The organism is Acrocarpospora catenulata (genome assembly GCF_018476525.1).
Lineage (GTDB): Bacteria > Actinomycetota > Actinomycetes > Streptosporangiales > Streptosporangiaceae > Acrocarpospora > Acrocarpospora catenulata.
The window spans coordinates 65,115-90,376 of the sequence record NZ_JAHCST010000012.1; the positions used below are offsets into that span (position 1 = coordinate 65,115).

Consider the following 25,262-nt stretch of genomic DNA (forward strand, 5'->3'; position numbering starts at 1 on the left):
TCCCAGATGCTGACCACACGCGCGACGGCGGCGGTGGACGTGACCCGCGCCGCCCGCTCGTCCAAACTGTCTGCCGTCGCGCTGCTGATCGCCGTCGCGGTCCTCACGGCGCTCCCGTTCCTGGTGTTCAGCACGGTCACCGACACCCTCGTCAACCTGTTCGTGCTGGTCGCGCTGGCGAGCATGTGGAACCTGCTCGCCGGGTTCGGCGGGCTGGTCTCGGTCGGGCAGCAGGCCTACATCGGCATCGGCGCCTACAGCGTCATCGCGCTCGCCGACCTGGGCGTGCAGCCGTACCTCGCGGTGCCGTTGGCCGCGCTCACCTGCGCGGTCTTCGCGCTGCCGACCTCGTGGCCGGCCTTCCGGCTGCGCGGCGACTATTTCGCCGTGGGGACCTGGGTGATCGCCGAGGTCTACCGGCTCCTGGTCGTACGGGTGGACAGCCTCGGCGGCGGCAGCGGCAAGGGCCTGACCGGGCTGTCCGGCATCGACCAGGTCCTGCGCGGGGCGCTGACCTACTGGGTCGCGCTCGCTCTGGCGCTGGCCACGATCGCCGGATGCTACCTGCTGCTGCGGGGCAGGCTCGGCCTGTCGCTCATGGCCGTGCGGGACGAGGAGACCGCCGCGAGCTCCGCCGGGATCGACGTACGGCGGGCCAAGCAGGTCGTCTACCTCGTCTCGGCGGTCGGCTGCGGCGCGGCCGGCGGGGTCATCACGGTGAGCTCGCTCAGCGTCAACCCCGACGCCATCTTCAGCGTGCAGTGGTCGGCGTACATGATCTTCATTGTCGTCATCGGCGGCATCGGCTCCATCGAGGGTCCCCTGATCGGCGCGGTCGTCTTCTTCGGGCTGCAGCAGCTGCTGTCCGACTACGGCTCCTGGTACCTGGTGCTCCTGGGCGCCATCGGCATCGCGGCGGCACTCCGGCTGCCGCGGGGGTTGTGGGGTCTGGTGCGCGACAGGACCGGGCTGAGTCTGTTCCCCGTCGGCTACTTCGTCCAGAAGCGTGACAGCGATGTCGTCTCTTGACACGGCGACGGCCGCCTCGGCCGCCCTCGCCCGTGGTGAACTGTCGCCCGCGGAGCTGACCGAGCACCTGCTGACCAGGATCGAGGCCACCGAGCCGTACCTCAACGCGTACGCGACGGTGACGGCAGGCCAGGCCAGGGCGCGGGCCGCCGAGCTGGGCCGCAGGGAACGCCACGGCCCCACCCACAATCCGTACCGCCGGGGGCGCATCCCCGGTGGCTCCTCCGGCGGCTCGGCGGCCTCCGTCGCCGCGGGCAGCTGCCTGGGCGCGCTCGGCTCCGACACGGCCGGCGCCGGCGCCGGGCGCCGCGATGCGCGACGAGGTCGTCCTGCACGTGGGCCGCATGGTCGAGCGGCTGACCCCGTCACTGCCTTCTCCCGTCTTTGAGGAAGGAACACCATGAAGGTGACCGCCGCCGTCGTCGACGAGATCCACGGGCCGTTCCGCCTTGAAGAACTCGACCTCGACGAGCCCGGGCCGGGGGAGGCATTGGTGAAGATCGTCGCGTCGGGAATCTGCCACACCGACGAGATCACCCGGCACGGCGACCTGCCGATGCCGTTCCCCGGCGTGCTCGGCCACGAGGGAGCCGGGGAGGTCGTGGCCGTGGGCGACGGCGTCACCCGGGTACGGCCGGGCGACCACGTGGTGATCGGCTGGCCGTCGTGCGGCGCCTGCCGCAACTGCCGCGACGGCGAACCGCGCTACTGCGCCCGCCTCGGCGAGGCCCTGTGCGGGGGCGGACGGCTGCTCGGCCCGCGCGCCGGGCAGAGCGCCCTGCGCCGCCCCGGCGGAACACCGGTGCACAGCCACTTCTTCGGCCAGTCGTCGTTCGCGACCTACTCGCTCACCTGGGCCGACGCCCTGGTCGTGGTCCCCGGGGACGCGCCGCTCGACCTGCTCGGCCCGCTCGCCTGCGGCATCTCCACGGGCGCGGGGGCGGTGTTCAACACGCTGAAGCCCGGCCCGGGATCCAGCCTCGTGGTGTACGGCGTGGGCGCGGTCGGACTGGCCGCGGTGCTGGCCGCCCGGCTCTCCCCGGCCACGACGATCATCGCGGTCGACCGGCACCCGGCCCGCCTCACCCTGGCCGCGGAGTTCGGCGCCACCCACACCGTCGACGTCCGCGAGGCCGACCCCGTGGCGGAGGTGCACCGGATATGCGGCGGACCGGCCGACTACGCCCTGGAGTGCACCGGCGTCATCACCGTCGTACGCCAGGCGGCCGACAGCGTGGGGATGCTCGGGACCTGCGTCCTCATCGGCGGCGCGCCGGCGGGCGCGGAGTTCGGCCTCGACCACCTGTCGACGCTGTGGGGCAAGCGGATCGTCGGCACCCTCGGCGGCAGCGGCCGCAGCCAGGCGCTCATCGGCGCCCTCGTCGAACTGCACCGCCAGGGACGCTTCCCGTTCGACCGGCTGGTGCGCTTCTACGACCTGGCCGACATCGACAAGGCACTGAGGGACAGCCGTCAGGGTGACGTGCTCAAGCCCGTCCTGCGTATGAGCCATTGAGGACAACAGGAAAGGACACCCGCTGTGGGACTTCTCGACAGCGCCGACTGGCAGGGGAACATCTTCAAGAACGGCGTGTGGACCGCCGGGCGGGGAGGCGACTACCCGGTCGTCGAACCGGCCACCGGTGCGGAACTCGGCCGGATGGGGCTGGCGACCCCCGAGGACGTCGCCGAGGCGGGGGAGACGGCCGCCAGGGCCCAGCGGGAGTGGGCGGCGCTGCCGCACCCCGCGCGCGCGGCCGTGCTGCGCAGGGCCGGAGACCTGTGGGGACAGCACGCCGAGGAGATCAGCGGCTGGAACGTCCGTGAGGTCGGCGCGGTCCCGGGGATGGCCGGGTTCGCGCTGCACGTGGCGGCGGAGGAGTGCTACGAGGCGGCCTCGCTGCCGAGCCGGGCGATCGGCGAGATCCTGCCGTCGGAGCAGCCGCGGCTGTCCCTGGCGCGGCGGATCCCGGCGGGCGTGGTCGCGGTGATCTCACCGTTCAACGTGCCGATCATCCTCGGCATCCGGTCGGTCGCCCCGGCGCTCGCCCTCGGCAACGCCGTCATCCTCAAGCCGGACCCGCGCACCGCCGTCACCGGCGGCACACTGATGGCGCGCGTGTTCGAGGAGGCCGGCCTGCCGCCCGGCGTGCTGCAGATGCTGCCCGGAGGCGCCGACGTCGGCGAGGCCCTGGTCACCGACCCGAACATCCGGGTCATCTCGTTCACCGGCTCGACCCCCGTGGGCCGCCGTATCGGGGAGCTGGCGGGGCGGCACCTGAAGCGGGCCCATCTGGAACTCGGCGGGAACTCCGCGCTGCTGGTGCTCGACGACGCCGACGTGGACGCGGCGGTGAACCTGGCCGCCTGGGGGTCGTTCTTCCACCAGGGGCAGATCTGCATGACGACCGGGCGCCACCTGGTCTCCGCGCGGCTGTACGACGACTTCGTGGCACGGCTCGCGGAGAAGGCCGGCGGGCTCCCGGTGGGCGACCCGAAGTCCGGCGCGGTCGCGCTTGGGCCGGTCATCGACGCGCGGCAGCGCGACAAGATCCACCGCATGGTCACGGCGAGCGTGGCGCAGGGCGCGACACTGGCGTCCGGCGGAACCTACGACGAGCTCTTCTACCGGCCGACCGTGCTGGCCGACGCCCCCCTCAGCGCGCCCGCCTTCGCCGAGGAGGTGTTCGGTCCCGTCGCGCCGGTCACCCGGGTGTCCTCGGCCGAGGAGGCCGCCGAGCTGGCCGCGGCGAGCGAGTACGGGCTGTCGCTGGGCATCGTGACCCGTGACGTGATGCACGGGCTCGCCGTCGCGGAACGCATCCCCACCGGCATCGTGCACATCAACGACCAGACCGTGAACGACGAGGCCAACGCCCCGTTCGGCGGCGTACGGGCCTCCGGCACCGGGTCCCGGTTCGGCGGCGCCGCGGCGAACATCGAGGCCTTCACCGAGACCCGCTGGATCACCATGCGCGGCGAGCCCGCGCGCTATCCCTTCTGACGACTTCCGCACCACGCGCGGCCGGCTGGCCCCGAGCCGGCCGCGCTTGAGAACTCGTGCCGATCAGCGAACTCGACGCGATGAACGAGAAACACCTTGAGAACCACCATCGAGTTCTCCCAGAAAAGCCTCTATGCGCAACAACCCCGCCTAAACGATCAACCAGACCACATCAGGACGGCATCACCGAACAAGGCACAGTCTAGATGCGTTTGAAGGCCGCGATCAGGTCCCCCGGTCCGCCCAGCCGCCCGTAGGGCACAAACGAACTTGATCTTCGAACTGTCCGAGAAATGGAATATTACACCGCGACGGAACACCGGGCCTGCCACGCTGATCTCGGATATCTCTTCGTTCGAATATTCGCCGACCAGGATGACGCCGGAACTGAAGCCGGGCCTTGCTCCGGCACGTCGAACTGATCTACCAGGGGGAGATCTGCCGTACCCACACCGCTATCCCAGAGGCGACTGTCGGCCCGGATCGATCTCGCTCCAGGACAGGACGGCGTGGTGACCGTCCTTCCCTGCGCGCCCGCCATGCTCACTGTGTGTAGTTGACCGATGACGGGGTATTGGTTGGCGCGGCAGGTGAGTGCGGGTAGGCGCGTCGTGGTTTCCCGTTGGCACTTGAGGGCTCGGCGGATGGTGGAGGTGTGTTGTTCTTCTCCTTCGGGTGGTCCACGTGAGAGGTCTGCCGGACCATGTGGCGTGCGTCATGGACGGGAACGGCCGGTGGGCCGCGCAGCGGTCGCTGCCTCGTACCGCGGGGCATCATGCGGCCGAGGCCGCCGTGATCGATGTCATCGAGGCGGCCCACACCGCCGGCGTCGGATGGCTGAGTCTGTACGCGTTCTCCACGGAGAACTGGCGGCGCCCGGCCGCCGAGGTCGACGTCCTGCTGCGGCTGGTACGGCGAACCATCAAGAAACACGCGCTGGCCCTGCACGCACGCGGAATCCGATGCCGCTTCCTGGGCGTCACCGACCCCCGGATCCCGCCGCCGCTGGCCAGGGACATCGCCGACCTGATGACGCTGACCCGCGACAACAGGCGGATGACCTTGACGGTCGCGTTCGACCACGGCGGACGCCGTGACATCGTCGAGGCCGCTCGATCGCTGATCCGCGACGGGGTGCCGCCCGAGCAGGTCACCGAGGAGAGTTTCGCCCGCCACCTGCCCCACCCCGACCTGCCGGAGGTGGACCTGGTCATCCGCACCTCGGGGGAGCAGCGGATCTCCAACTTCATGCTCTGGCAGGTGGCCTACGCCGAATGGATCTTCCCCGACGTGCTCTGGCCGGACTTCCGCGCCGAGCACTTCTGGCAGTGCCTGGACGTCTACCGGCGACGGAACCGCCGGTTCGGCGAGGTATCGGTACCGACCGCGAGAGGGAAAGGAACCTGATGCGCGACTCAGCACCCACCGGGACCGAGGACGGCGTCACGCCCACGGACCCCGCCGCCCCACTCGGCCCGGGATCGATGCTCCACGAGTTGACCCACCAGGCGCGCTGGGGGCTGGTGGCGACCAGGGCCATCGTCCTGGAGGCCGCGCATCCGCAGATCGGCGCGGCGCTGATCACCAACTCGACCTTCGTCGCACATCCCTGGCGCCGGCTCCGCAACACCGTGCTCAGCTCGCAGCGAATGGTCCACCCCGATGAGCGGGTACGGCAGCGGGAGGCGGCCCGGCTCAACCGCCTGCACGAGCGCATCACCGGCACCGACGCCGAAGGCCGCGCGTTCAACGCGGCGGACCCCGAGACCCGCGCCTGGGTGGTGGCGACGCTGTTCGAGTCCACGGTCACGATGTGCCGACTGAGCGGCGAGTCCCTCGACGGGCCCGTCCTGGAGCGTTTGTACTCCGAATTCCGGGCGTTCCTCGCCCTGATGGAGCCCGACGGAGGCACACTTCCGCCGACCCTGCGGGAGTTCTGGCGCTACTACGAAGTCATGATCGAGGAGCGGCTGGAGAACACCGAAGCGGTCCGTGTCATCCTCGATCGCCTGTTCGCGCAGGTACCGGCGCCGCCATTGCTCCGGGACAGCCCGGCCGTGTGGGCGGCGGGTAGGGCACTGGCCGGCCCCGTGGCCATCGCGATCACCGTCGCCTCGCTGCCCGAGCCGCTCCGCGCACGGCTGGGACTGCCCGAACTACCCGGCGCACGCACGTTGATCCACGCCGCCTACCTGTCCACCAGGTTCGCGACACAGCTGCTGCCGGAGGCGTGGACACGGCTGGACACGGTCATGGCAATGATCGACCCCAGCTCCGGCTCCCAACCGGGTGCCGACGCGCTGGCAGGACTGCGCCGCGGCGCGACGAAGGCCGGGGCGCTTTTCCGCCTCCTCACACCCGCCCCGAGAACGGCCACCCCGGACGAGTCGACGGTACGGTCCGCCGCACGGTTCTTCTCGGAGGTCCTGGACCAGACCGGCAACGGCTTCCTGGACTGGCCCGACCTCGCCGCGATGGCCCGGGAGATCGCCACCCGTCTGGACCTGGACACCGAGGACGAGGACCGCCTGTTCACCGCCTTCGCCGACTGGTGGCGGGACCTGCAGCAGGAGCTGGACACCGACGGCGACGGCCGCGTCACCGGCCACGAGTACGCCGCGGCGACCGCCACCATGACCAGCTCCGCCCTCATCAGAGTCGCCGAGGTCCTCTTCGACGTCACCGACAAGGACCGCAACCAGTTCATCGACGGCGGAGAGTACCGAACTCTCTTCCGCACGGCATTCGACCACGACACAGGCGACGGCGACGACGACGAGCAACTGACCCGTACCGAGTTCGTCCGCCGCTTCCTGAAATTCATGGCCGGCCGCGGACACTCGGACGCCCACGATCGATTGTTCGCCCACCCCTGAGAAGCATCCGCGGCGCTGCCGAATCCAGCAGGACCCCATCGACGTCGAACATGAAAGCCTTGATCCCCGTGGTCGGCTCCTCAGAAGGGACAATGCGGTGACCAGCGGCGCCGGTGTGGAACTCGGACAGCGGGTGCGCTGGTTGATCAGGAAGATCCTCGCCTGTGTGAGTGTCGGGGTCACGGCAACGGTGGTGGTCGCGACGACGATCAGTCTGCTGCCGGGGCATTCCCTGCTCCAGGAGTACGTCGGCATGCTGTGGACGAACGCCGCCTCCCGGCTCGTCGTCCTCGCCGTGGTCGGGCTGTTGCTCGCGCTGGCCGTCCGGCGCCCGTGGAGCCGACCGCGGATCGCCATCGTCGTGGTCGCCCTTGTCGCGGTCACCGGCTCGGTGGGCCAGGTGGTGCGCATCGCCATCGCTACGGCCACCGCGGGCGGGTCGGTTAACCCGTTTGCCGAGTTGTTCCCAGGGGCAGCTGCCAGTCCCGCACCGGACGTCACGGAGATTTACCACCGGGCCGATGGCCGCGATCTCACCGTGTCGGTCTGGAAACCGGAATCCGGTGGTGGACCCGCGCCCGTCATCTTCAATATCCATGGCGGCGGATGGATGGACCAGAACGGCAACGGCACCGAGCAGGCCGCGGCGTTCGGGCCCGAGGCGGCCTGGTACGCCGAACGCGGCTGGCTGGCCGTCAGTGTGGACTACCGGCTTTCCGACGACGATCATGCCACCTGGGACGAGTCGCCGGCGGACGTGGCGTGCGCGCTGATCTGGACCGCTCGCAACGCGGGCCGCTTCGGCGGTGACGGGAGCAGAATCGCCGTTCTGGGGGGATCGGCCGGGGGTAACCTCGCCATCAACCTCGCCTACTCGGCGGCGCAGGGCAGCGCCGTCTCCTCCTGCGGTGGCAAGGTGCCCGTCCCGGCGGCGGTCGTCGCCACGGTGCCGGTGGTCGATCCGCGGAACGCCTACGACCACGGCGTGCCGATTCCCGGCAGCGAGCCGAAACACTTCATCGGCAACTACATCGGCGGCACACCGGAAGATCACCCCGACCGTATCGCAGCCATCTCATCGGCGACGTACCTGACCGGACATGCTCCCCCCACCCTGATCATCGAGCCCGAGGAAGACGGCTTCATCCCCTCCGAAGCCGTCTTCGCCTTCGCCGAGCAGGCGCGCCAGGCGGGCGTGGACGTGACCGTCGCCGGCCTGCCCGTGATCAACCACTTTCCGTTCACGTACGACACCATGGCCAACCAGGCGATACGCACCATCACGGCGGCCTTCCTCGACCGCCAGCCCCTCTTCGCGCCAAATCAGGGGGCCAGCGAGAAGTAGTTCTCCTCTTCCTGGACGAAGTGCAGGCGGAGCACGGTGTGCAGGCCGTACAGGCAGGCCCGCAGGTCGTCGAGCTGGTCGGGCCGCAGTTCCCCGGCGGCGTCGGCCAGCCGCAGGTGGGTGGCGATGCGCCAGGCCAGGCGGTCGATCTCGGTGTGCGCCCTGCTCATGGTCGCGGTGGCCTCCCGCCCGCCGAGTGCCTCGGCCAGGGCCGGGTAGAGCTCGCGGTCCTCGGCGTGCTCGTGCGGCAGCAGCCGTTCGGTGAGCAGCCGGTCGACATCCCGTACCGCCTTCAGCGCGCGTGCCCCGTGCTCGGTGGACAGCAGGCTCGCGGCGTCCCGTACGGCGTCCAGCACGTCGGCGAGGTCGTCGTGTTCGGCGGCGAAGCGGCGGATCAGCTCCTCGGTGGCCGGTTCCAGCGCCGGGCGGGCGCCACCCCTGGGCAGTACGGCGCGGAGCGCGTTCAGGATGACCACGACGTCGATGGCCTCCTGCAGCAGCGCCCCGGCCGCCGGAGGCAGCCAGCCGAGCAGGGCGGCCACCATGGCCGCCAGCGACATGGCCATGCCGCCCGCGGCGGACTGCACGGCGATCCGGCGGGTGCGCACCGCGATCTCCATGGCGTCGGCGAGCCGGTCCACCCGGTCCGTGGTCAGCACCACGTCGGCGGCCTCGGAGGAGGCGGTGGAGCCGCGCGCCCCCATCGCGACCCCGACGTCGGCCGCCGCCAGCGCCGGGGCGTCGTTGATGCCGTCGCCGACCATGACGGTCACCGCCCGGGCGGTCTCCTCCCGGACCGCCTCGACCTTGTCGGCGGGCGACTGCTCGGCCCGTACGCCGTCCAGGCCGACCACGGCGGCCACCTCCCTGGCCGGTTCGGCGCGGTCGCCGGTGAGCATCAGCAGGCGGTCGATGCCCGCCGAGCGCAACCGCCGGAGCGTACGGGGCGCGTCGTGACGGAGCGGGTCGCGCAGCAGAACGGCCCCGCACAGGACGTCGTCGACGGTGAGCCAGGCGACGGCGGCGCCGTCCAGGACGGCCCGGTTCTCGGCCGCGCCGGCCCAGCCGGGGACGGACTCGGGCGGTGCCACGAGTTTGCCGAGGCGGACCTTCCGGTCGCCGACGATGCCGGTGACGCCCCGGCCGGGCTCCTCGGTCACCTCGCGGGGGACCGTCAGCGGCAGGTCGCGGGCCCGTGCCTCGGCGACGATCGCCTCCGCCAGCACGTGCGCGGACACCTGGTCCACCGAGGCGGCCAGCCGGAGCACCTGCGCGGGCGTCCAGCCGGGCGCGGCGGCGACCTGGAGGACCCGCGGGCGGCCGCTGGTCAACGTGCCGGTCTTGTCCATCAGCAGGGTACGGGCCCGGCCCAGGCGTTCCAGCGCCCCGCCGTCCCGGACGACGACGCCCTGACGGGCCGCCCGGGACAGCCCCGACACGATCGCCACAGGGGCGGCCAGCAGCAGCGGGCACGGCGTCGCCACCACCAGGACCGCCACCGCCCGTACGGCGGAACCGCTCAGCGCCCAGGCGGCCCCGGCCACGGCCAGCGAGAGCGGGAGGAACCAGGCGGCGTACCGTTCGGCCAGCCGCACCACCGGCGCCCGCCGCGCCCCCGCCTGCTCGGCCAGCCGGACGATCTGCGCGTACGTGCTGGCCTCGGCCGTGGCGGTGGCCGCCAGGTCGAACGCGCCTCCCGCGTTGACGACGCCGCTGCGCACCTGGTCGCCCCTGCCCCGTTCGACCAGGGCGGACTCTCCCGTGAGCGCGGACTCGTCCAGTACGGCCGGGCCCGCCGTCACCCGGCCGTCCACCGGGACCACCTCGCCGGGGCCGACCACCACGACGTCCCCGGCCCGTACCTCGGCCAGCGGGACGACGGTCACCTCCTCGCCGTTCCTGCGGCGGGCCGTGCGCGGCGCCCGTTCGAGCAGGGCACGCAGGTCGCGGGAGGCCCGCCGTTCGGCCGCCGCGTCCAGCGCCCGCCCGCTGGCCAGCATCACGCCGATCAGGGCGCCGGCCAGGTACTCCCCGACCGCCAGGGTGCCGCCCAACGCCAGCACCGCGATCAGATCGACCCCCGCCCGCCCTTTACGCAGGCTGGCGACCACCCAGGCCACAGCGGGCACGATCGCCACAAGGGTTCCCGCCGCCCAACAGGCATCCGCGACACCCCGGGCCCCGGCCAGCCAGGCCACGCCGCCGGCGACCAGCGCGCCGCAGGTCGCCGCCAGCAGCGCACGCTCTCCCCATCGATCGAGTACAGCACCAAAGGAACGCAGCATTTCCCAACCTCCACCTCCATGCCACCCCGCCACGTCACCTGGCGGTAGAGCCGAAGGACCCACCGAGCGGTCAGGAGTTTCGAAGGCCAGCGGTCACCGTCTTTGCGTGATCAGCGAAGGGAGTTCCCTCCGTCGGTGGTGATGGAGCGTCCGGTGATCCAGCTTGCTCCCTCGCCGCACAGGAACGCGATGACCTCAGCCAGGTCTTCGGGGGTGCCGGCGCGACCCAGTGGCGTGGCGCGCGCGGCGGTGGCCAGGAGCCGTTCCGGATCGGGGCTGATGTCGCGGAGCGCGTCCGTCGCAACCACGCCGCCGCTCACAAGGTTGACCGTGATGCCATCGCGGCCGAGTTCCACGGCAAGGTAGCGGACGAGGCTTTCTGCCGCGGCCATGGCGGCGGCAATCGCCGCGTAGCCGGGGACGTGCCTGTTCGTCCCGGTGCTCACGGTCGTCACGACGCGCCCGCCGCCGTTCAGTTGCGGGCGTGCCGCCGCCACCAGGGCGAGGAGGGAGCCGACACGTGTGACGAACTGCTGCTCATAGGTGTGCCAGGGTGTTTCGAGGGCCTTTCCCAGAGACGGCGAGCCGGAGCCGAAGCCTGTCGCGTTCGAGATGACCGCGCGGACGGAGCCGAGCTGTTCACCTGCCGCGCGAACGAACTCCGCACACTGGTCCCGGTCCGCGACATCCAGCGCGAAGGCGGCGGCGTGTCCGCCGTTTCGGCTGATCACGTCGACGACTTCGGCGGCCGACTCGGAGTTCCGGTGGTAGCCGACCGCGACGGCGTAACCGTCTCGTGCGAGCGCGAACGCGGTGGCCCGGCCGATGCCCCGGCCTGCTCCGGTGATGAGGGCGGTCTTCATGAGCGGCCCGCGAAGGTGATGTGGTCACCGTCCGCCGCATCGGCGTAGCTGCGCCGCGCTTGTTCCTGAAGCCTCGCGGATTCGGGACCGGCCAGTCTCTCCGCGAAGAGAGCGGCTTCCAGCCGGAGACCTTCGGCGAGCGGCAGCCGGGAGCCCTCGACCAGGGCACGTTTCGCGGCGGCGAGCGCGGCGGCGGGACGGGACGCCAGGTGGCGGGCCAATCTCAGCGTCTGCGCCTGGAAGTCAGGGGTGGGGAGGACTCGTTCGACGATTCCGTACGTCCTGGCCTGGTCGGCGGTGAGGACGTCGCAGGACAGGACGACGTCGGCGGCCCGTCCGGGGCCGATCAGCCTGGTCAGGCGTTGGGTGCCGCCCGCCCCGGGGATGATGCCGAGGGCGATTTCGAGCAGGCTGAAGTGGGCGGAGGCCGAGGCCCATCGCAGCGTGCACGCCAGAGACAGTTCGAGGCCGCCACCCCATGCCTGGCCGTCGATCGCGGCGATCACCGGCTGGGAGATCCGCTCAATGCGCCGCATCGCGGTATACCAGATCTTGGCCCGCGGCACCGGCCCACGGGACAGTTCGGCGAGTTCGTCCAGGTCGGCGTGCGCGACGAAGTATCCGGGGACGCCACTGGTCAGCACGACGACACCGATGCCGGGCGTGTTCTCCACCCGCGTGAGTTCCGCGTCCAACTCTTCCAGCGCGGCGAAGGTGAGGAAGTTGCGCGGCGGGTTGCGGTAGGTGAGGACGGCGACGCCGTCACCGTCCTCACAGCTCCACATCGTCATGTCAGCCCTCCGGTGAGTCGAGTCCGTGCTCCGCGAGGAAACGCAGCACGGCGTCGTTGAAGAAGTCAGAGTTGTCCTGGTTGGCCAGGTGGGCGGCGTCCGGGACGACGAGGTACCGCGCCAGTGGATCCCGGCGTTCCCAGACCGGCATCGCGGCGCGAAAGTTGCCGAGCCGGTCGTGCTCGCCGTGCAGCAGCAGTTCGGGTATCTCGATCCGGTACCCGGGCTCGGGGTGGAGGGCGCCGACCAGGCTCGCCATGACCGCGACCATGTCGCGGTGCGCCATGCGCCCGGCGGCCTCACGTACGTACTCACGGACGCGGGGGTCACGCGCGGACGCCCTGGCCTCCTGGCGGATCAGAGTCTTCGGCGGGTACCAGGGCAGCATCCGGATGACCGCCCGGGCCTGGAGCCGTTCTCGGCGTGACAGCGGCAGGGTGTTCCCGGCACAGCCCAACGCCACCAGGCCCGAGGCTCTGCCGGGATGGCGGTAGACGATCTCCTGGGAGAGATTGCCGCCCATCGACTGCCCGACGAGCACGGACCGCTCGATGTCCTCCTGGTCGAGGATCGCCAGCAGGTCGTCCGCGGCTGCCCGCAGCGTCCACGGGACCTGGTTGGGGATCGAGCGGCCGTGGCCCCGAACGTCCCACAGCAGGATCCGGTGCCGGGCGGCGAACGCCTCGATCTGCGGCTCCCACGTGCGGTGGTCGAGGGTCGCGCCGTGCGTGAAGACGATTGGGGGGCGGTCGCCGGAACCGCCGGTCCAGTAGTGGATCTCGCAGCCGACGCGCCGGAGGGTCCGGTGCCGCAGCGTCACGACTCCGCCTCCTTACCCAGGATGAGGACCGACGTGCCGTAGTGGACGCTCTGGGTGGACGGCCTCCCGTCGCCCTGATTGCGGTCGTAGTGCGGAAAGTTGCTGCTGGACAGCATCAGACCGATGCGGTGGCCCGCTTTGAATCGCTGTGCCGTGTGTCCGAGGTCGACGTCCACTCGGATCGGTTCTCCGCGCGGTACGGGGGTGCCCGGCCCGTCGCGGTGGCTGAGCCGGACGACTCCCTCGCAGACCGGCAGCAGGCGGCCGTCCGGCAGGTGGTTCACCAGCCGGGCCATCACGTCGGCGTCCGCCGCGTCGGTGGCGAAGGCGAGCCGGAGCCGCACCTGGCCGACGACGTCGAGGTCCTCGGCGAGCACGTCGCCGAGGTAGAGGAGGACGTCGGATCTCATGGCCGTCCGGCTGAGGTCCAGCGGCCCGGGGGTGAGACGGCCGAGGTGCAGGACGCGCCCGCCGCGGCTCGGCATCGGGTCGGCCGGGTCGTGGATGTAATCGTCGCGTGCGGCCGGGCTCGCCGTGTCGGGCACGGCGGTCAGCCGGCCCGGCGTCTCGCCCGGGACCGCGGGACCGGTGAGATACAGGGCATGCCCGGCGGCGTCCGCGGGCGGCCACTGCCCGGCGGTGCGCCACACATCGGCGCCCATCAGGAAGTACAGGACGGGTTCTGACTCGCCGGGCCCGTCCAGGCAGCGACCGAAGAACTCCAGGTGCCGGGCGGGCAGCCGGGCGGCCGCCGCCGAGGCCGCGACCCCGAAGTTCACCTCGCCTTGCAGATGGGTCAGGGCGCCGGTGTGCGCCCAGGGGCCGACGATCAGCTCGTGCCGCAGGTCCGGCCGTAGCCGGCGCATCCGCAGGTGCCCGCGAATGGTCGCGCCGGCGTAGACGTCGTACCAGCCCGTCACCGACAGGCTCGGCACCTCCACCGCCGCGAGGTCCCAGTCGGGTAGGGCCCGGATCCGCCCCTCCAGCAGGTCACCGATACTGATCGGGAATCCGGGCAGGTCAAGTTCCGGCATGTCCGCGAGCGGCAGCCGCCGCATCGCCCGTTCCGGGTCGTGGATCAGCGACGCGACCTTCGCGGCCGGCGCGGGGTCCGCGTTCGGGCCCTGCCGGCCCAGCCAGTCGGCGGCCATGTAGGCCAGCCACCCGACAAGGTGGTCCAGTCGCAGCGCGCCGCAAGTGTCGCGGAGGTCGTCCGTCGCGCCAGTCGTCATGGCCGGGGCGATCCCCCGCAGATGCGGCGGGCGCAAGGCCGCCCCGAGCCAGGCGACCATCCCCAGGTAGGACGTTCCCGCGAGGAACACTTCGCCGTTGCACCAGGGCTGTGCCGCCACCCACTCCACGGTGTCGTAGGTGTCCTCGGCCTCCTGCTCCCACATGATGGCCTGCCACTCGCCGTCGGAGTCGAAGCGGCCCCGGGTGTCCTGCAGCAGCGCGGCGAACCCTCCGGCGAGGCAGTGCTGGGGTTGCAGCGTGTCGGAGCTGACCTGGCGCCGTCCGTACGGCGTCCTGAACACCACCGCCGGAGCCGGGGACGCGGGCCGCCACAGGTCACCGCGCAGCAGCACACCGTCCCTCATGGGGGTCTCGACGCCGCCTTCGATACGTCCCAGCTCCATCATCACACCGCCTTGAGAGTGAGCATCGTCCGCGCCATCTCGTTCCATCCGGCGGTGGCGCCACCGTCCACGGTGAGGGTGCATCCGGTGAGGAAGGAGCTGCCGGGCAACGCGGCGAACACCGCGGCGCGGGCCTGTTCTTCGGGGCTGGCCAGCCGGCCGGCGGAGGTGGTGGCGGTCAGGGAGTCGCGGAGCGGGCCCGGCGGCCACAGCTCGTCCACCATCGCGGTGTGCGTCGGCCCGGTGACCAGGGCGACCGCGCGGATCCCCTGCGCGCCGTAGTCGACGGCGACCGACTGGGCGAGGCCGATGAGGGCGTGCTTGGCCATGTTGTAGACCGGGGAGCGAGGTGTCGCCGCCACCCCGCACATCGATGAGGTGAACACGAACACCCCGCCGTGCGCGCGCATGTGCCTGACCGCGGAGCGCACCAGGTAGAAGTTGGCGTCGCAGCAGACTCCCATCACCTTGCGGTAGTCGTCGTCGGTGATGCTGTGCGGGCGGCCGGGGACGTTGACGCCGGCGTTGCCGTGGACCACGTCGAGCCGGCCGTGCCGGGCGACCACCCCGTCGACGACCTCGGCGACCTGTGCCGGATCGGAGACGTCCGCCTGGACGATCCCTCTTCCTGGAGCCAGGTCCACGCCGACGACCTCGGCGCCCACTGCTCGGAACAGCCTCATCGAGGCAGCGCCGATGCCGCTCGCCGCGCCTGTCACCAGGACTACCCGGCCATCGAGGCGGCCGAAGACGTCACCGTCCGACTTACTAACGGGAAACCTGCTCATCAGACTGCCACCCCACTGTCGTGCCTGGTCGGGACCGTAGTGGCAGTCCATTTAGCAACTTTCCCATTAGTACCGTCTGTCACGGTCATTCATTTCCTCCTCAACTGCCGGTGAACTCGGGGCTGCGCTTCTCGACGAAGGCGCGCGCCCCTTCGACCGCGTCGTGGACTTCCCTGTTGTTGCGGATGTGGAAGCCGTTCTGGATGCGCAGCGACTGCTCCAGCGGCTGCCCGTACACCCGTTCGCGCAATTGTTTGTAGAGCCCGATCGCACGCGTCGGGGCGGCCGCGAGCCGGCGTGCTTCGGCGAGCACCGCGTCCTGGAACTCGCCGGACGGGACGACCCGGGTGTAGATGCCCAGGCGCTCGGCGTCGGCGGCGTCGAGCAGCCCGCCGGACAGGTAGATCTCGGTCGCCTTCGCGGTTCCGATGATGCGGGGCAGCATGACGGCGGTGCCGACCTGCGCCACGTTCACCAGGCAGCTCCCGATCCGCGCCGTGTCCGAGGCGATCCGCAGGTCGGCGGCACAGGCCAGCTCGGTGCCCGCACCGGCTGCAGGGCCGTTGACCGCCGCGATGACCGGCTGCGGCGCCGTGACGATCGCCTCGACGATCCGCAGGTACACCGGATCGGCGGTGTCGCCGAGCACCGGAGAGTTCGTGCGGTCCCCGGTGAGGTGCTCGTCGACCGCGCCGAGGTCGTCCCCGCCGCAGAAGGCGCTGCCCGCACCGGTCAGCACCACGACCCTGGCCTGCGGGTCGGTCTCGGCGTCTTCCAGCGCGCGCAGCAGTTCCTCGCCCAGCGCGCGATCGAGTGCGTTCCGCTGGGCCGGACGGTTCATGGTCAGCCATAGCACCCCCTGTGCCGGCCGGGATACCAGCAGGGTCTCCGTTTTGCCGGGCGCCATGCTTTCCTGATCGTGCGTCACGCTCTGACCATCCCTCCATCGACGAACAATGCCTGGCCGGTGACGTAACCGGCGCCCGCTCCCAGCAGCCACATGATCGCGGCGGCGACTTCTTCCGGATGCCCGCACCGGCCGAGCGGCAGCCTCGCCGCGACCTTCTCCGCCAGTCCGCGAAGCCCGCTCGCGTCGAGCATCGGCGTGTCGATGAAGCCGGGGCACACGGCGTTCGCCCGGACGCCGAGCGGTCCCAGCTCGACGGCGAGCGAGCGGGTCAGGCTCAGCAATCCACCCTTGCTCGCGTCGTAGGCCGCCTGCCCGGCGAACCCGATCACCGCGATCGAGCAGACGTTGACGATGGCGGCGCCCGGCCGTCCGGCGAGGACGGGGGCCGCCGCGCGGGCCAGCCGGAACGGTGCGGACAAATTGATCTCCAGCACGCGCGCCCAGTCGGCGGTGCCGTGCTCGGCCAGCGCCGCGCGGTGCTCCACGCCCGCGTTGTTGACGAGTCCGTCGAGCCCGCCGAGCCGGTCGATCGCCCGGTCGACGATGCGCTGCGGCGCGCCGCTGTCCGTCAGGTCGAGCGGCATCGTGTGCAGCCGATCACCCTCCAGCCGGTCGCCGAACCGTCGCTCCAGGCGACGGCATCCGGACTCGTCCACATCGGTCGCCAGCACCCGCGCGCCCTGGCGGAGCAGTTCGGCGACGAGTGATGTGCCGATGCCCCCAGCGGCCCCCGTGACGAGTATCCGGCGGCCGTTCATGACGCCGATCCCGGCCGGGTCCGGTTCAGCAGTCGTTCGGCGTTGTCGTGCAGCCAGGCCCGGACGACGTCGTCCGGCAGTCCGAGCCGGGTGACCTCGTCGGCGAGTGCGGCGGGCGGGCGCGCCTGCGTCCAACTGGTCGATCCGAAAAGGACTCGGGTCCGGACGGACGTGGCGCCCAGTGCGAGCAGCGCCTCCCACCCCGATCCGCGGGCTCCCATCCTGGCCGGACGGTGCGAGGAGAACTCCAGGTAGACGTTGGCGTGTCGCTGCGCCACCGCCAGCATCTCCGCGACCCAGGGCCAGCCCCCGTGACCGGCGACCAGGACGAGGCCGGGGTACGCGCCGGCGATCCGATCCAGCACGCGCGGTGCGGAGACGTCGATCGGGACGTCCGAGCGGAAGTGCTGTCCGCAATGCAGCCACACCGGGACACCGCGGTCGGCGGCGAGCCGCCAGAGCTCCGCGTGCTCGAGTCCGGACGGATCGACGCCGTCGAGGAACGGGATGACCGACAGGCCGGTCGCACCGAGGTCGTCGAGCGCACGACGGGCCTCGGCGATTGCGGCCCGCGGATCGGTGAGGCTGACGCCGGCCCAGGCGCTGAGGCGGTTCGGGTGCCGAGCAGCGTAGGCGGCGACCCGGTCGTTGACGGTGCCGTCCCCCATGAGCCACGGCCCGCCGTGCAGGACCTGGTGGGAGACCCCGGTTTCGGCCAGCACGGCTACGTGGTGGTCGATGTCGAACCCGCGTCCGAGGACGGCGGCCAGCTGGTCCGCCGTGCCGGTCGCGTCGCGGGCCGCCTCCGCCGCGACGTCGCCGGGGTCACGCCCGGTGAGGGTGGCGAGGCGACCGGCGAACAGGACGAGATAGCGCGGCGCGGCGGTGGCCAGCGCACGCAGATAGGCCGTCCAGCACTCGGTGTCGTAGACGACCTCACAGACATCGATCACCGGCCCACGCATCGAACCTCCTTATATATAAACGTTTGTTTACCATAATCGACACTGACACGTCAATGAACGTTTGTAGTGGTAGCGTCCAAGTGTGGCTACGACACGCTCCCGGACGACCGCCGGCGCCCCGCCGACCACGGCCTCGATGAGCCGGCGGATCCTCGACGAGGCGGCGCGCCTGTTCTACGAGGACGGGTTCCCCGCTACCAGCGTCCGCAAGATCACCGCTGCGTGCGGTGTCACCGCGGGCTCGCTCTACAACCACTACGAGTCCAAAGAGGAAGTGCTCTACGCGATCCTCACGCGGGCGTTCGAGGACTCCGAGCGCATGCTGGAAGAAGGGCTGCTGCGCGGCGGCGATCGGGCCGACCGGCAGCTGGCCGAGCTGGTGCGGGAACTCACGCTCTTCCACACCGAACGGCGCATCGAGGGCCTGGTCGCCCGGACCGAATGGCGTCATCTCCCACCGGAGCAGGCCAAGGAGTTCCTGGACGCTCAGCGGCGCATCCGCCGAATTTTCGAACGCACCCTGGAACGGGGCCTGGCCGCCGGCCGGTTCCGCCTGAGCGACCCGCGATCGTCGCGCCCGGCTCAGGTGGACGTGGTCGCCAAGGCCATCCTCGACATGTGCATCAACGCCGGACAGTGGTTCCGCCCGGAGGGCACGGTGTCGGCCAGGGAACTCGCCGACCAGTACTCCTTCCTCGCCTTGCAACTCGTCGGCGCCGGCCCTCCTGACGCCTGACGGCCCGCTTGCCCGTCGGCTTCGGGGCCGACGGGCAAGCGGGCGAACGGCTCAGCGTACGGCGGGCGTCCCCCCGATGCGGTCCCGCCGGACGACCACGCCCAGCCGCTCGCGATCGGCCGTGTCCGCCGTGACGCCGTCCGAGCGCAGCCGATGCTTCTCGACCTTGTTCGTCGGGGTGTGCGGGAGCGCGTCGACCACGCGCACATAACGGGGCACCATGAAATGCGCCATGCGCGGTATCAGAAAACGGAACAGCTCGGACGGGTCGATCGTCGCACCCTCCACGGGGGCGACCACAGCGAGCACGTCATCCTCACCGTAAGGGCTCGGCACGGCGACCACCGCGGCCTCCCGGACCGACGGATGCGCCAGCAGCTCGATCTCCACCTCGGCCGAGGAGATGTTCTCGCCGCGGCGCCGGATCGTGTCGCCCATCCGGTCCACGAAGAAGAACTCGCCGTCCACCGTGCGGAAGGCGTCCCCGGTATGGAACCAGCCATTGCGCCAAGCCCGTGCCGTCGCCTCGGGCATCCCGAGGTAACCGGAGTTCATCGCCCACGGCTGGTCGGTGCGCAGCACCAGTTCCCCGACCTCCCCGTCGGGCACCACCCGGTCGTGCTCGTCCACGACCCGGGCCTCGACGCCGGGTCGCAACCGCCCGGATGTTCCCGGGACGCCGGGGTCAGGACCGGAGATGATCGGGATCGAGACCTCTGTCATGTTGAACATGGCCACCACGTTGACGCCGAAGCGCTCGGCGAACGCCGCGCTGTCCTCGATCAGCGGAATGATGAAGACACACCGCAGCGGGTGAGCACGGTCCTGGTGCGACGGCGGACGCTTGGCCAGGAACGTCGCCATCACGCCTAGCAGCGTTACATGCGTGGTACCCGTCGCGCGGACTGCCGGCCAGAACGCCTCGGTGTCGAACGCGCTGACGAGACTGATCCCGCCGCCGAGCAGCAGCGCGGCGTACGTGCCGATGGTGCCGCCCGCGTGGAACAGCGGAAGGTTCACCATGTAGCGGTCGTCCGCCCCGAAGCCGTCGAACGCGGCCCGCGCGCACGCCGCGAGCTGGACGTACGAGCACAGGACGCCTTTCGACGGCCCGGTCGTTCCCGACGTAAGGATCACCGCGTACGGATCCCACGGCAAGGGCGGCGACTCCGGCTGGAATCCCGGGGCAGGCGTGGCCAGCGTCTCCGGTCCCAGCACTTCCGGCACCGGCACCTCTTGCCCCGGCACCTCTTGCCCCGGCGCGGCGACCCGGCGATGTGACCGGGCGTCGTCCTCTCCGAGCACCACCACCCGTTCCAGCGCACCGGTGTCGATCTCGTCCAGCCGCCCGGCCAATTCGGCGTGCACGACCGCCACCCGCGCTCCAGACAGCCGGAGTGCGTGTTCGAGCAGCCCGCCGCGATACGCGGTGTTGAGCGGAACGAGGGTGCAGCCGAGCAGATTCACACCGAACCAGACGCGCAGGGCGTCGGGTCCGTTGGGCAGCCAGGAGACCACCATGTCACCCGGCCGCACACCCAGTCCGTGCAGCCCGGCGGCGACCTGCTCGGCCTCGGCCAGGGTTTCGGCGTACGTCCACCGCGTCCCGTCCTCGAAGACCGCGTACACCCGGTCCGGATGCTGCGCGGCGCGGCGGACGAGCAGCTCCCCGACCACGCAGTCCCCGGCCTCGGGCACCACCGGGCTCCACCATCCACCACTCATGTCACTCCTTGATCCGCTGGTCACCGGACACGGCGCCGCCCAGGTAGGCGACCCGCAGCGTGGGGTCCTCCGCCAGCTCGGCGGCGGACCCGGCCGCCTCCACCCGGCCGTGCCGCATCACCAGTCCCCGGTCCGCGAGCGCCAGCGCCTGGCCGACGCGCTGCTCCACCAGGATCACGGTCAGGTTCTGCGTTCGCAGCCGGTCGACCACCGCGAACACCCGCTGGATGATCACGGGAGCCAGGCCGATGGACGGTTCGTCCAGCAGCAGTACTCGGGGTTCGCGCATCAGCGCCTGGCCGATGGCGAGCATCTGCTGCTCCCCACCGCTGAGCACCTCGGCATAGGCGTCCATCCGCTCGCCCAGCACCGGGAACAGGTCGACGACCCGTTCCGTCCGCTCCCGCTCGACCCTGCGCCGGTTGGGGACGTTCCAGAGCCCGAGCCGCAGATGCTCGGCCACCGTGAGCCCGGTGAACAGGCGCCTGCCCTCGGGAATGTGGACCAGGCCGTGCGCCACGATGCGCTCGGGGCTCCACCCGGTGATGTCGGTTCCCGAGAGCCGCACCGACCCGGACGTGGGGCGTAGCAGCCCCGAGATGGTGCTGAGCAGGGTGGTCTTCCCGGCCCCGTTGCCGCCGACCACCGCGAAGATCTCGCCCGTCCGCACCGTGAAGTCCACGGAGCGGACCACCGGCACCGCGCCGTAGCCTGAGCTCAGCGCGGACACGGTGATCAGTTCCTCGCCCGGTGCTGTCATGCGGGTGCCCCCAAGTACACTTCGACGACCCGTGCGTCGCCGAGGGCTTCCTGCGGCGGCCCGGACGTCACCAGCCGGCCCCGGTCCAGGACGGTCACCACGTCGGCGACGCTCGCGACGAGTTCGATGTGATGCTCCACCAGGACCACGGTGGTGCCGCTGTCGCGGATCGCCCGGATCAGGCGGCCCAGCGACTCCAGTTCCCGTGGCGTGAGCCCGGCCGCCGGCTCGTCCATCAGCAGCAGGCGCGGGCGCGCCATCGAGGCCCGCGCCACCTCCAGCAGTCGCTGCTCACCGTGCGGCAGCGAGGCGGCCTGCTCCTCCGCCCGTCCGGCCAATCCATGACCGGCCAGGAGCCGGTCGGCCTCCTGCGCCAGTTCAGCCTGCTCGCGGCGGGCCCACGGCAGTCGCAGGACGGTCGCCGGCCCGCCTGCCCGCTCCCGCGGGTAGGCGCCGAGCAGGACGTTGTCTCGCAGGCTCGACGCGCCCAGCAGGCGCGGTGTCTGGAAGACGCGCGCCACACCGCGCCGGGCGAGTCGCTCGGCGGGGGCCCGGCTGACGTCCTCGGCGTCGAGGATAACCCGTCCCCCGTCCTGCCGCAGCAGGCGGCTGATCACGTTGAGCAGGGTCGTCTTCCCCGAACCGTTGGGTCCGACGATCGCGTGGACCGTGCCTGGTTCGATGGTGAGGTCGATCTCCTGCAGGGCGCGCACCCCGCCGAAAGACTTGCGGACGCCGATCAGCTCGACGCCGAGCGGCTTCCCCCGCGGCGGCCCGGCCTCGACCGGGATGTCCGTGCCGAAGGTTTCGGAGGGCGGGCCGGAGTCCTGGCGGCGCGCCCGCAGCCGCTCCCACGCCCCGGCGATGCCCTGCGGCGCGTACACCATCAGTACGAGCAGCGCCGCGCCATAGATGAGTCCGCGCCATTCCGCCAGGCCGGTCAGCAGTTCGGGGAGGGCGAAGAACAGCAGGGTGCCGATGATCGGGCCCGCCAGACGCGCCGCACCGCCGATGATGACCACCAACAGGAAGAGGATAGAGAAGTCGAGGGTGAAATCGTCCGGGGTGACCAGCCCGTGGTGGACGGCCAGCAGCGCCCCGCCCAGCCCAGCGGTACCGCCGCCGCAGGCGAAGGCGAACAGCTTCATCCGTGCGGGCGCGACGCCGACGCTCTGCGCCATCTCGGGCGCGTCGCGGACGGCCATCATGCCGCGGCCCAGGCGGGAGTCGACGATGGTGCGGACCATGACGAGGAGCATGACGTTGACGGCCAGAACCAGCCAGAGGATGTCGCGTTCCCCGAGTTCCCACGGCCCGAGAGCCGGCCGCGGTATGCCCGTCAGCCCCGACCAGCCGCCCGTCAGCCCCTCGAACTCGACTAGGAGGCTGCGAGCCGCCATCGCCGCGCCGAGCGTGACCAGGGCGATGTACCAGGACGACAGGCGGAAGGCGGGCAGGGCCATCAGGGTTCCCGCTCCCACGGCGACCGCCACCGCTACGGGGGCCGCCGCCCAGAACGTCCAGTCATGGTCGGCCATGAGGATACCTGTGGTGTAGGCGCCGACGGCGACCAGCGCGCCCTGCCCGAGCGAGACCTGGCCGGTGTAGCCGAACATGAGGTTCAGCCCCGTACCGACCAGCACATAGATCCCAGCCGTGGTGGCCAGATAGGTGATCGTCGGGTCGCCGCTCAGCAGCGGCAGCACGGCCGCGGCCGCCACGAAAGCGAGCCACGGGGCCGCGCGCCGCACGGCGCCAGACCGTGTCCCGCGAACTTCAGACATGACGCTGCACCGCCAGACCACGCAGGCCGTTGGGCCGGATCAGCAGGATGAGCAGCATGGCCGCGAACAGGACGACGGACTGCGACCCGGGCGAGGCGAAGACGGCGCCCGCGGCCTCGATGACGCCGAGCATCCAGCCCGCCACCAGCACGCCGCGGTTGTCGCCGATCCCGCCGACTGCCAGGGCGGCGAAACCCTTGATCAGCAAGCCCAGGCCCATCGTCACCGAGGCCAGCAGCAGCGGCGCCGCCAGGACCCCGGTGAGCCCCGCGAGCGCGCCACCGAGCAGGAAGGAACGGCGGGTGAGTGCCGTCGGGTCGACGCCGCGCAGCCGGGCGCCGTCACGGTCGGCGGCCACCGCCCGCAACGCGGTGCCGAGTCGGGAACGATCCAGGACACCGAGCAGGGCCACCACGGCGACGGCGACGATCACCACCGCGACCTGGTAGCTCGAGAACCGGACTCCCAGCACCTCTTGGACCCGCATGGACAGCGGCCACGGTGGCACGACGGTGCTCGGCTGGTCCGTCCACAACCGCCCGGCGGCCTCCGCGAGCAGCAGCGAGAACGCCAGCGTGGTGATCACCCAGCCGACCGCGTGGGACGACCTGCGCAGCACCGGTGTCACGGCGACCCGCTCCTCGACCAGCGCCACGACCGCGACGATCGCCATCACGCAGGCGGCGGCGACCCCCCAGGGGAGCCCGCCGATCGGGGTGGCCGCCATCAGCATCGCACCGATCATGATGAGTTCGCCCTGGGCGAAGTTCACCACGTTCGTAGGCCGGTGCAGGACATTGAAGCCCACCGCGACCAGGCCGTAGAGGCTGCCGAAGACCAGGCCGGCGACCAGAATGTCCGCGATCATCGGCCGGTCACATCCCATCCGCGCGTCGCCGGAGGACCCCACCCAGGCTCTGCGGCTCCTTCGCCGACATGAGGGTGCCTACCGTGATGTCCTCGTCGGCGATGCCGGAGTGCCGTTTCGAGGTGAACGACACCTTCGCCCGGACGCCCTGGTAGCCGTCGACCTGGTCAAGCGCGGCCTTGAGCTTGGCCGGTTCGAGGCTCTTGGTCTCCCCGATCACCTTGGCCATCAGCATCAGGTAGTCGTAGTAGGGGCTGGTCACCGCCGAGTAGCCGAGACCGGCGGTGTCCGGATGCTTGTTGATCCGCTCGACCAGCTCGCGCACCTCGGCGGAAGGCTCCTCCTCGCCGGTGTAGGTGAGCCCTCGGTAGGTGGTGCCGAAGAACCCGTCGAGCAGCGCGCGGGGGAACTCCCCGAGCGCCTCGATGTAGTTGAGGTCGTGCGAGACGATCACCGGGTGGAAGCCGCTCGCCGCCATCGCCCGCAGGATCAGGATGGTCGCCTGTGGCTGGCCGGTGAACAGGCCGAGGCCGTCCACGTCGGCCCGTTCCAGATTGCGGACGAACGGTGTCATGTCAGAGGCATCCACCTCGAATACCTCGACCGCGACCGGCTTCGCGGAGTAGGTGTCGCGCAGGGTCTGGACGACCGCGTCCCTGATCGACGTGCCGAACTCGGAGTTCTCGACGATGATGCCGATCTTGCGGAGCCCGCGGACCTCGTGCAGAAAACGGGCCGCCACCCTGGCCTGCTGGGTGGTGTTGTACACGAGCTGGTAGTGGTAGGGAAAGCGGTCACCGTCCCCGAGCAGTTCCGCGCCGCCCCAGGCTGACTGGATCAGCTTCGCCCGGGCGAGGGCCGTCACCGACGCCAGGACCTGTGAACTCCCGGTCGGCCCGACCACGAACGTCGGCGCTTCCCGGATCAGCCGCTGCGCCACGGCCGGCTGAGAGGCCGGGCTCCCCTTGTCGTCCTCCTCCATGACCTGAACGGCCTGCCCGAGCAGGCCCCCGTTCGCCTTCAGCTCCTCCAGGGCGAGCCTCGCACCGACGTAGATCGGCTTGTACGCGGCGGCGAGTCGGCCGGTCTTCGGCTCCACCCACCCGACGCGGGCCGTCGCCTTGCCACCGCCCTCCGGGCTTCCGCACGCCGCTGTCCCCAAGCCCAGCATGCCGAGCGCGGTGGCGGATGTGGTGCCCGCCAGAAACCCTCGCCGAGACATCCCGTCCGTCCGGTATGTGGTCACGGCCGCCTCCTCGTTTCAATGTATGAACGTTTGTATATTTGCTCGGAGTGTGAGTCAAGACTCATGGGAGGT

General features: G+C 71.1%; 22 protein-coding genes. 8 read left to right on the forward strand and 14 right to left on the reverse strand.

Annotated features, from left to right (window positions below; genetic code table 11):
* Positions 1 to 6: 6 nt before the first annotated feature.
* From KIP79_RS14870 to KIP79_RS14900, 7 genes are all read left to right on the forward strand, one after another.
* Complete coding sequence (locus tag KIP79_RS14870; protein WP_250213251.1) at positions 7 to 1,029, forward strand: branched-chain amino acid ABC transporter permease; 1,023 nt, start codon at positions 7 to 9, stop codon at positions 1,027 to 1,029.
* A complete protein-coding gene (locus tag KIP79_RS14875) occupies positions 1,016 to 1,417 on the forward strand; it encodes an amidase family protein (RefSeq protein WP_214105382.1) in 402 nt (133 codons plus the stop codon). The genes KIP79_RS14870 and KIP79_RS14875 overlap by 14 nt, the downstream gene beginning before the upstream one ends.
* A 12-nt stretch (positions 1,418 to 1,429) precedes the next feature.
* A complete protein-coding gene (locus KIP79_RS14880; RefSeq protein ID WP_250213252.1) occupies positions 1,430 to 2,545 on the forward strand; it encodes an NAD(P)-dependent alcohol dehydrogenase in 1,116 nt (371 codons plus the stop codon).
* Between the two features lie 24 nt (positions 2,546 to 2,569).
* Positions 2,570 to 4,033, forward strand: a complete 1,464-nt coding sequence (locus tag KIP79_RS14885; protein ID WP_214105383.1) for a benzaldehyde dehydrogenase — start codon at positions 2,570 to 2,572, stop codon at positions 4,031 to 4,033.
* A 684-nt stretch (positions 4,034 to 4,717) separates the two neighbouring features.
* Positions 4,718 to 5,440 carry a polyprenyl diphosphate synthase gene (gene uppS / locus KIP79_RS14890; RefSeq protein WP_308169729.1) on the forward strand — a complete coding sequence of 241 codons (723 nt, stop codon included), beginning with the start codon at positions 4,718 to 4,720 and terminating at the stop codon, positions 5,438 to 5,440.
* Positions 5,440 to 6,909, forward strand: coding sequence for an oxygenase MpaB family protein (locus KIP79_RS14895; protein WP_214105384.1), 1,470 nt, complete (start codon positions 5,440 to 5,442; stop codon positions 6,907 to 6,909). Before uppS ends, KIP79_RS14895 begins: the two co-directional genes overlap by 1 nt.
* Positions 6,910 to 7,006: 97 nt before the next feature.
* On the forward strand, positions 7,007 to 8,254 hold the full coding sequence (locus KIP79_RS14900) for an alpha/beta hydrolase (RefSeq protein ID WP_214105385.1): 1,248 nt from the start codon (positions 7,007 to 7,009) through the stop codon (positions 8,252 to 8,254).
* Here KIP79_RS14900 and KIP79_RS14905 read toward each other — a convergent pair.
* The 9 genes from KIP79_RS14905 to KIP79_RS14945 all read right to left on the reverse strand — a co-directional run bounded on the left by KIP79_RS14905 (position 8,233) and on the right by KIP79_RS14945 (position 18,071).
* Positions 8,233 to 10,539: a heavy metal translocating P-type ATPase gene (locus KIP79_RS14905; protein ID WP_214105386.1), complete on the reverse strand. Its 2,307-nt coding sequence runs from the start codon at positions 10,537 to 10,539 to the stop codon at positions 8,233 to 8,235. The two genes, KIP79_RS14900 and KIP79_RS14905, sit on opposite strands and share 22 nt — an antisense overlap.
* A 110-nt stretch (positions 10,540 to 10,649) precedes the next feature.
* Positions 10,650 to 11,402, reverse strand: a complete 753-nt coding sequence (locus KIP79_RS14910) for an SDR family oxidoreductase (RefSeq protein WP_214105387.1) — start codon at positions 11,400 to 11,402, stop codon at positions 10,650 to 10,652.
* Positions 11,399 to 12,193 carry an enoyl-CoA hydratase/isomerase family protein gene (locus KIP79_RS14915; RefSeq protein ID WP_214105388.1) on the reverse strand — a complete coding sequence of 265 codons (795 nt, stop codon included), beginning with the start codon at positions 12,191 to 12,193 and terminating at the stop codon, positions 11,399 to 11,401. Before KIP79_RS14915 ends, KIP79_RS14910 begins: the two co-directional genes overlap by 4 nt.
* 1 nt (position 12,194) lies before the next feature.
* Entirely contained in the window at positions 12,195 to 13,013 is an 819-nt protein-coding gene (locus tag KIP79_RS14920) for an alpha/beta fold hydrolase (protein ID WP_214105389.1), read from the reverse strand.
* Positions 13,010 to 14,653 (reverse strand): CocE/NonD family hydrolase, encoded by a 1,644-nt coding sequence (locus KIP79_RS14925; RefSeq protein ID WP_214105390.1) that lies wholly within the window; start codon positions 14,651 to 14,653, stop codon positions 13,010 to 13,012. Before KIP79_RS14925 ends, KIP79_RS14920 begins: the two co-directional genes overlap by 4 nt.
* Positions 14,653 to 15,438, reverse strand: coding sequence for an SDR family NAD(P)-dependent oxidoreductase (locus KIP79_RS14930; protein WP_214105391.1), 786 nt, complete (start codon positions 15,436 to 15,438; stop codon positions 14,653 to 14,655). Before KIP79_RS14930 ends, KIP79_RS14925 begins: the two co-directional genes overlap by 1 nt.
* Before the next feature lie 100 nt (positions 15,439 to 15,538).
* Positions 15,539 to 16,366, reverse strand: coding sequence for an enoyl-CoA hydratase-related protein (locus KIP79_RS14935; RefSeq protein ID WP_214105392.1), 828 nt, complete (start codon positions 16,364 to 16,366; stop codon positions 15,539 to 15,541).
* Complete coding sequence (locus tag KIP79_RS14940) at positions 16,363 to 17,106, reverse strand: SDR family NAD(P)-dependent oxidoreductase (RefSeq protein ID WP_214105393.1); 744 nt, start codon at positions 17,104 to 17,106, stop codon at positions 16,363 to 16,365. Before KIP79_RS14940 ends, KIP79_RS14935 begins: the two co-directional genes overlap by 4 nt.
* Entirely contained in the window at positions 17,103 to 18,071 is a 969-nt protein-coding gene (locus KIP79_RS14945; RefSeq protein WP_214105394.1) for an amidohydrolase family protein, read from the reverse strand. Before KIP79_RS14945 ends, KIP79_RS14940 begins: the two co-directional genes overlap by 4 nt.
* Before the next feature lie 82 nt (positions 18,072 to 18,153).
* Between KIP79_RS14945 and KIP79_RS14950 the strand changes: the two genes are divergently transcribed.
* The gene (locus KIP79_RS14950; protein WP_214105395.1) at positions 18,154 to 18,807 is read left to right on the forward strand and encodes a TetR/AcrR family transcriptional regulator; all 654 of its coding nucleotides are present in this window, start codon (positions 18,154 to 18,156) and stop codon (positions 18,805 to 18,807) included.
* A gap of 51 nt (positions 18,808 to 18,858) precedes the next feature.
* On the opposite strand, the gene KIP79_RS14955 is transcribed toward KIP79_RS14950, so the two are convergent.
* From KIP79_RS14955 to KIP79_RS14975, 5 genes are read right to left on the reverse strand one after another with little or no spacing between them, the layout of a single operon-like run.
* Positions 18,859 to 20,532 (reverse strand): AMP-binding protein, encoded by a 1,674-nt coding sequence (locus KIP79_RS14955; RefSeq protein ID WP_214105396.1) that lies wholly within the window; start codon positions 20,530 to 20,532, stop codon positions 18,859 to 18,861.
* Between the two features lies 1 nt (position 20,533).
* Positions 20,534 to 21,292 carry an ABC transporter ATP-binding protein gene (locus KIP79_RS14960; RefSeq protein WP_214105397.1) on the reverse strand — a complete coding sequence of 253 codons (759 nt, stop codon included), beginning with the start codon at positions 21,290 to 21,292 and terminating at the stop codon, positions 20,534 to 20,536.
* Complete coding sequence (locus KIP79_RS14965) at positions 21,289 to 23,043, reverse strand: branched-chain amino acid ABC transporter ATP-binding protein/permease (RefSeq protein WP_214105398.1); 1,755 nt, start codon at positions 23,041 to 23,043, stop codon at positions 21,289 to 21,291. Before KIP79_RS14965 ends, KIP79_RS14960 begins: the two co-directional genes overlap by 4 nt.
* 25 nt (positions 23,044 to 23,068) lie before the next feature.
* A complete protein-coding gene (locus KIP79_RS14970; protein ID WP_214105399.1) occupies positions 23,069 to 23,944 on the reverse strand; it encodes a branched-chain amino acid ABC transporter permease in 876 nt (291 codons plus the stop codon).
* 7 nt (positions 23,945 to 23,951) lie between these two features.
* Positions 23,952 to 25,190, reverse strand: coding sequence for an ABC transporter substrate-binding protein (locus KIP79_RS14975; RefSeq protein WP_214105400.1), 1,239 nt, complete (start codon positions 25,188 to 25,190; stop codon positions 23,952 to 23,954).
* Positions 25,191 to 25,262: the final 72 nt, after the last annotated feature.

Excerpts from the sequence above, each read along its gene's own strand:
- KIP79_RS14870 (WP_250213251.1), top strand. The coding sequence starts at position 7 with ATGCTGACCACACGCGCGACGGCGGCGGTGGACGTGACCCGCGCCGCC.
- KIP79_RS14875 (WP_214105382.1), top strand. The coding sequence starts at position 1,016 with ATGTCGTCTCTTGACACGGCGACGGCCGCCTCGGCCGCCCTCGCCCGT.
- KIP79_RS14880 (WP_250213252.1), top strand. The coding sequence starts at position 1,430 with ATGAAGGTGACCGCCGCCGTCGTCGACGAGATCCACGGGCCGTTCCGC.
- KIP79_RS14895 (WP_214105384.1), top strand. The coding sequence starts at position 5,440 with ATGCGCGACTCAGCACCCACCGGGACCGAGGACGGCGTCACGCCCACG.
- KIP79_RS14905 (WP_214105386.1), bottom strand. The coding sequence starts at position 10,539 with ATGCTGCGTTCCTTTGGTGCTGTACTCGATCGATGGGGAGAGCGTGCG.
- KIP79_RS14910 (WP_214105387.1), bottom strand. The coding sequence starts at position 11,402 with ATGAAGACCGCCCTCATCACCGGAGCAGGCCGGGGCATCGGCCGGGCC.
- KIP79_RS14915 (WP_214105388.1), bottom strand. The coding sequence starts at position 12,193 with ATGACGATGTGGAGCTGTGAGGACGGTGACGGCGTCGCCGTCCTCACC.
- KIP79_RS14925 (WP_214105390.1), bottom strand. The coding sequence starts at position 14,653 with ATGATGGAGCTGGGACGTATCGAAGGCGGCGTCGAGACCCCCATGAGG.
- KIP79_RS14930 (WP_214105391.1), bottom strand. The coding sequence starts at position 15,438 with ATGAGCAGGTTTCCCGTTAGTAAGTCGGACGGTGACGTCTTCGGCCGC.
- KIP79_RS14940 (WP_214105393.1), bottom strand. The coding sequence starts at position 17,106 with ATGAACGGCCGCCGGATACTCGTCACGGGGGCCGCTGGGGGCATCGGC.
- KIP79_RS14945 (WP_214105394.1), bottom strand. The coding sequence starts at position 18,071 with ATGCGTGGGCCGGTGATCGATGTCTGTGAGGTCGTCTACGACACCGAG.
- KIP79_RS14955 (WP_214105396.1), bottom strand. The coding sequence starts at position 20,532 with ATGAGTGGTGGATGGTGGAGCCCGGTGGTGCCCGAGGCCGGGGACTGC.
- KIP79_RS14960 (WP_214105397.1), bottom strand. The coding sequence starts at position 21,292 with ATGACAGCACCGGGCGAGGAACTGATCACCGTGTCCGCGCTGAGCTCA.
- KIP79_RS14970 (WP_214105399.1), bottom strand. The coding sequence starts at position 23,944 with ATGATCGCGGACATTCTGGTCGCCGGCCTGGTCTTCGGCAGCCTCTAC.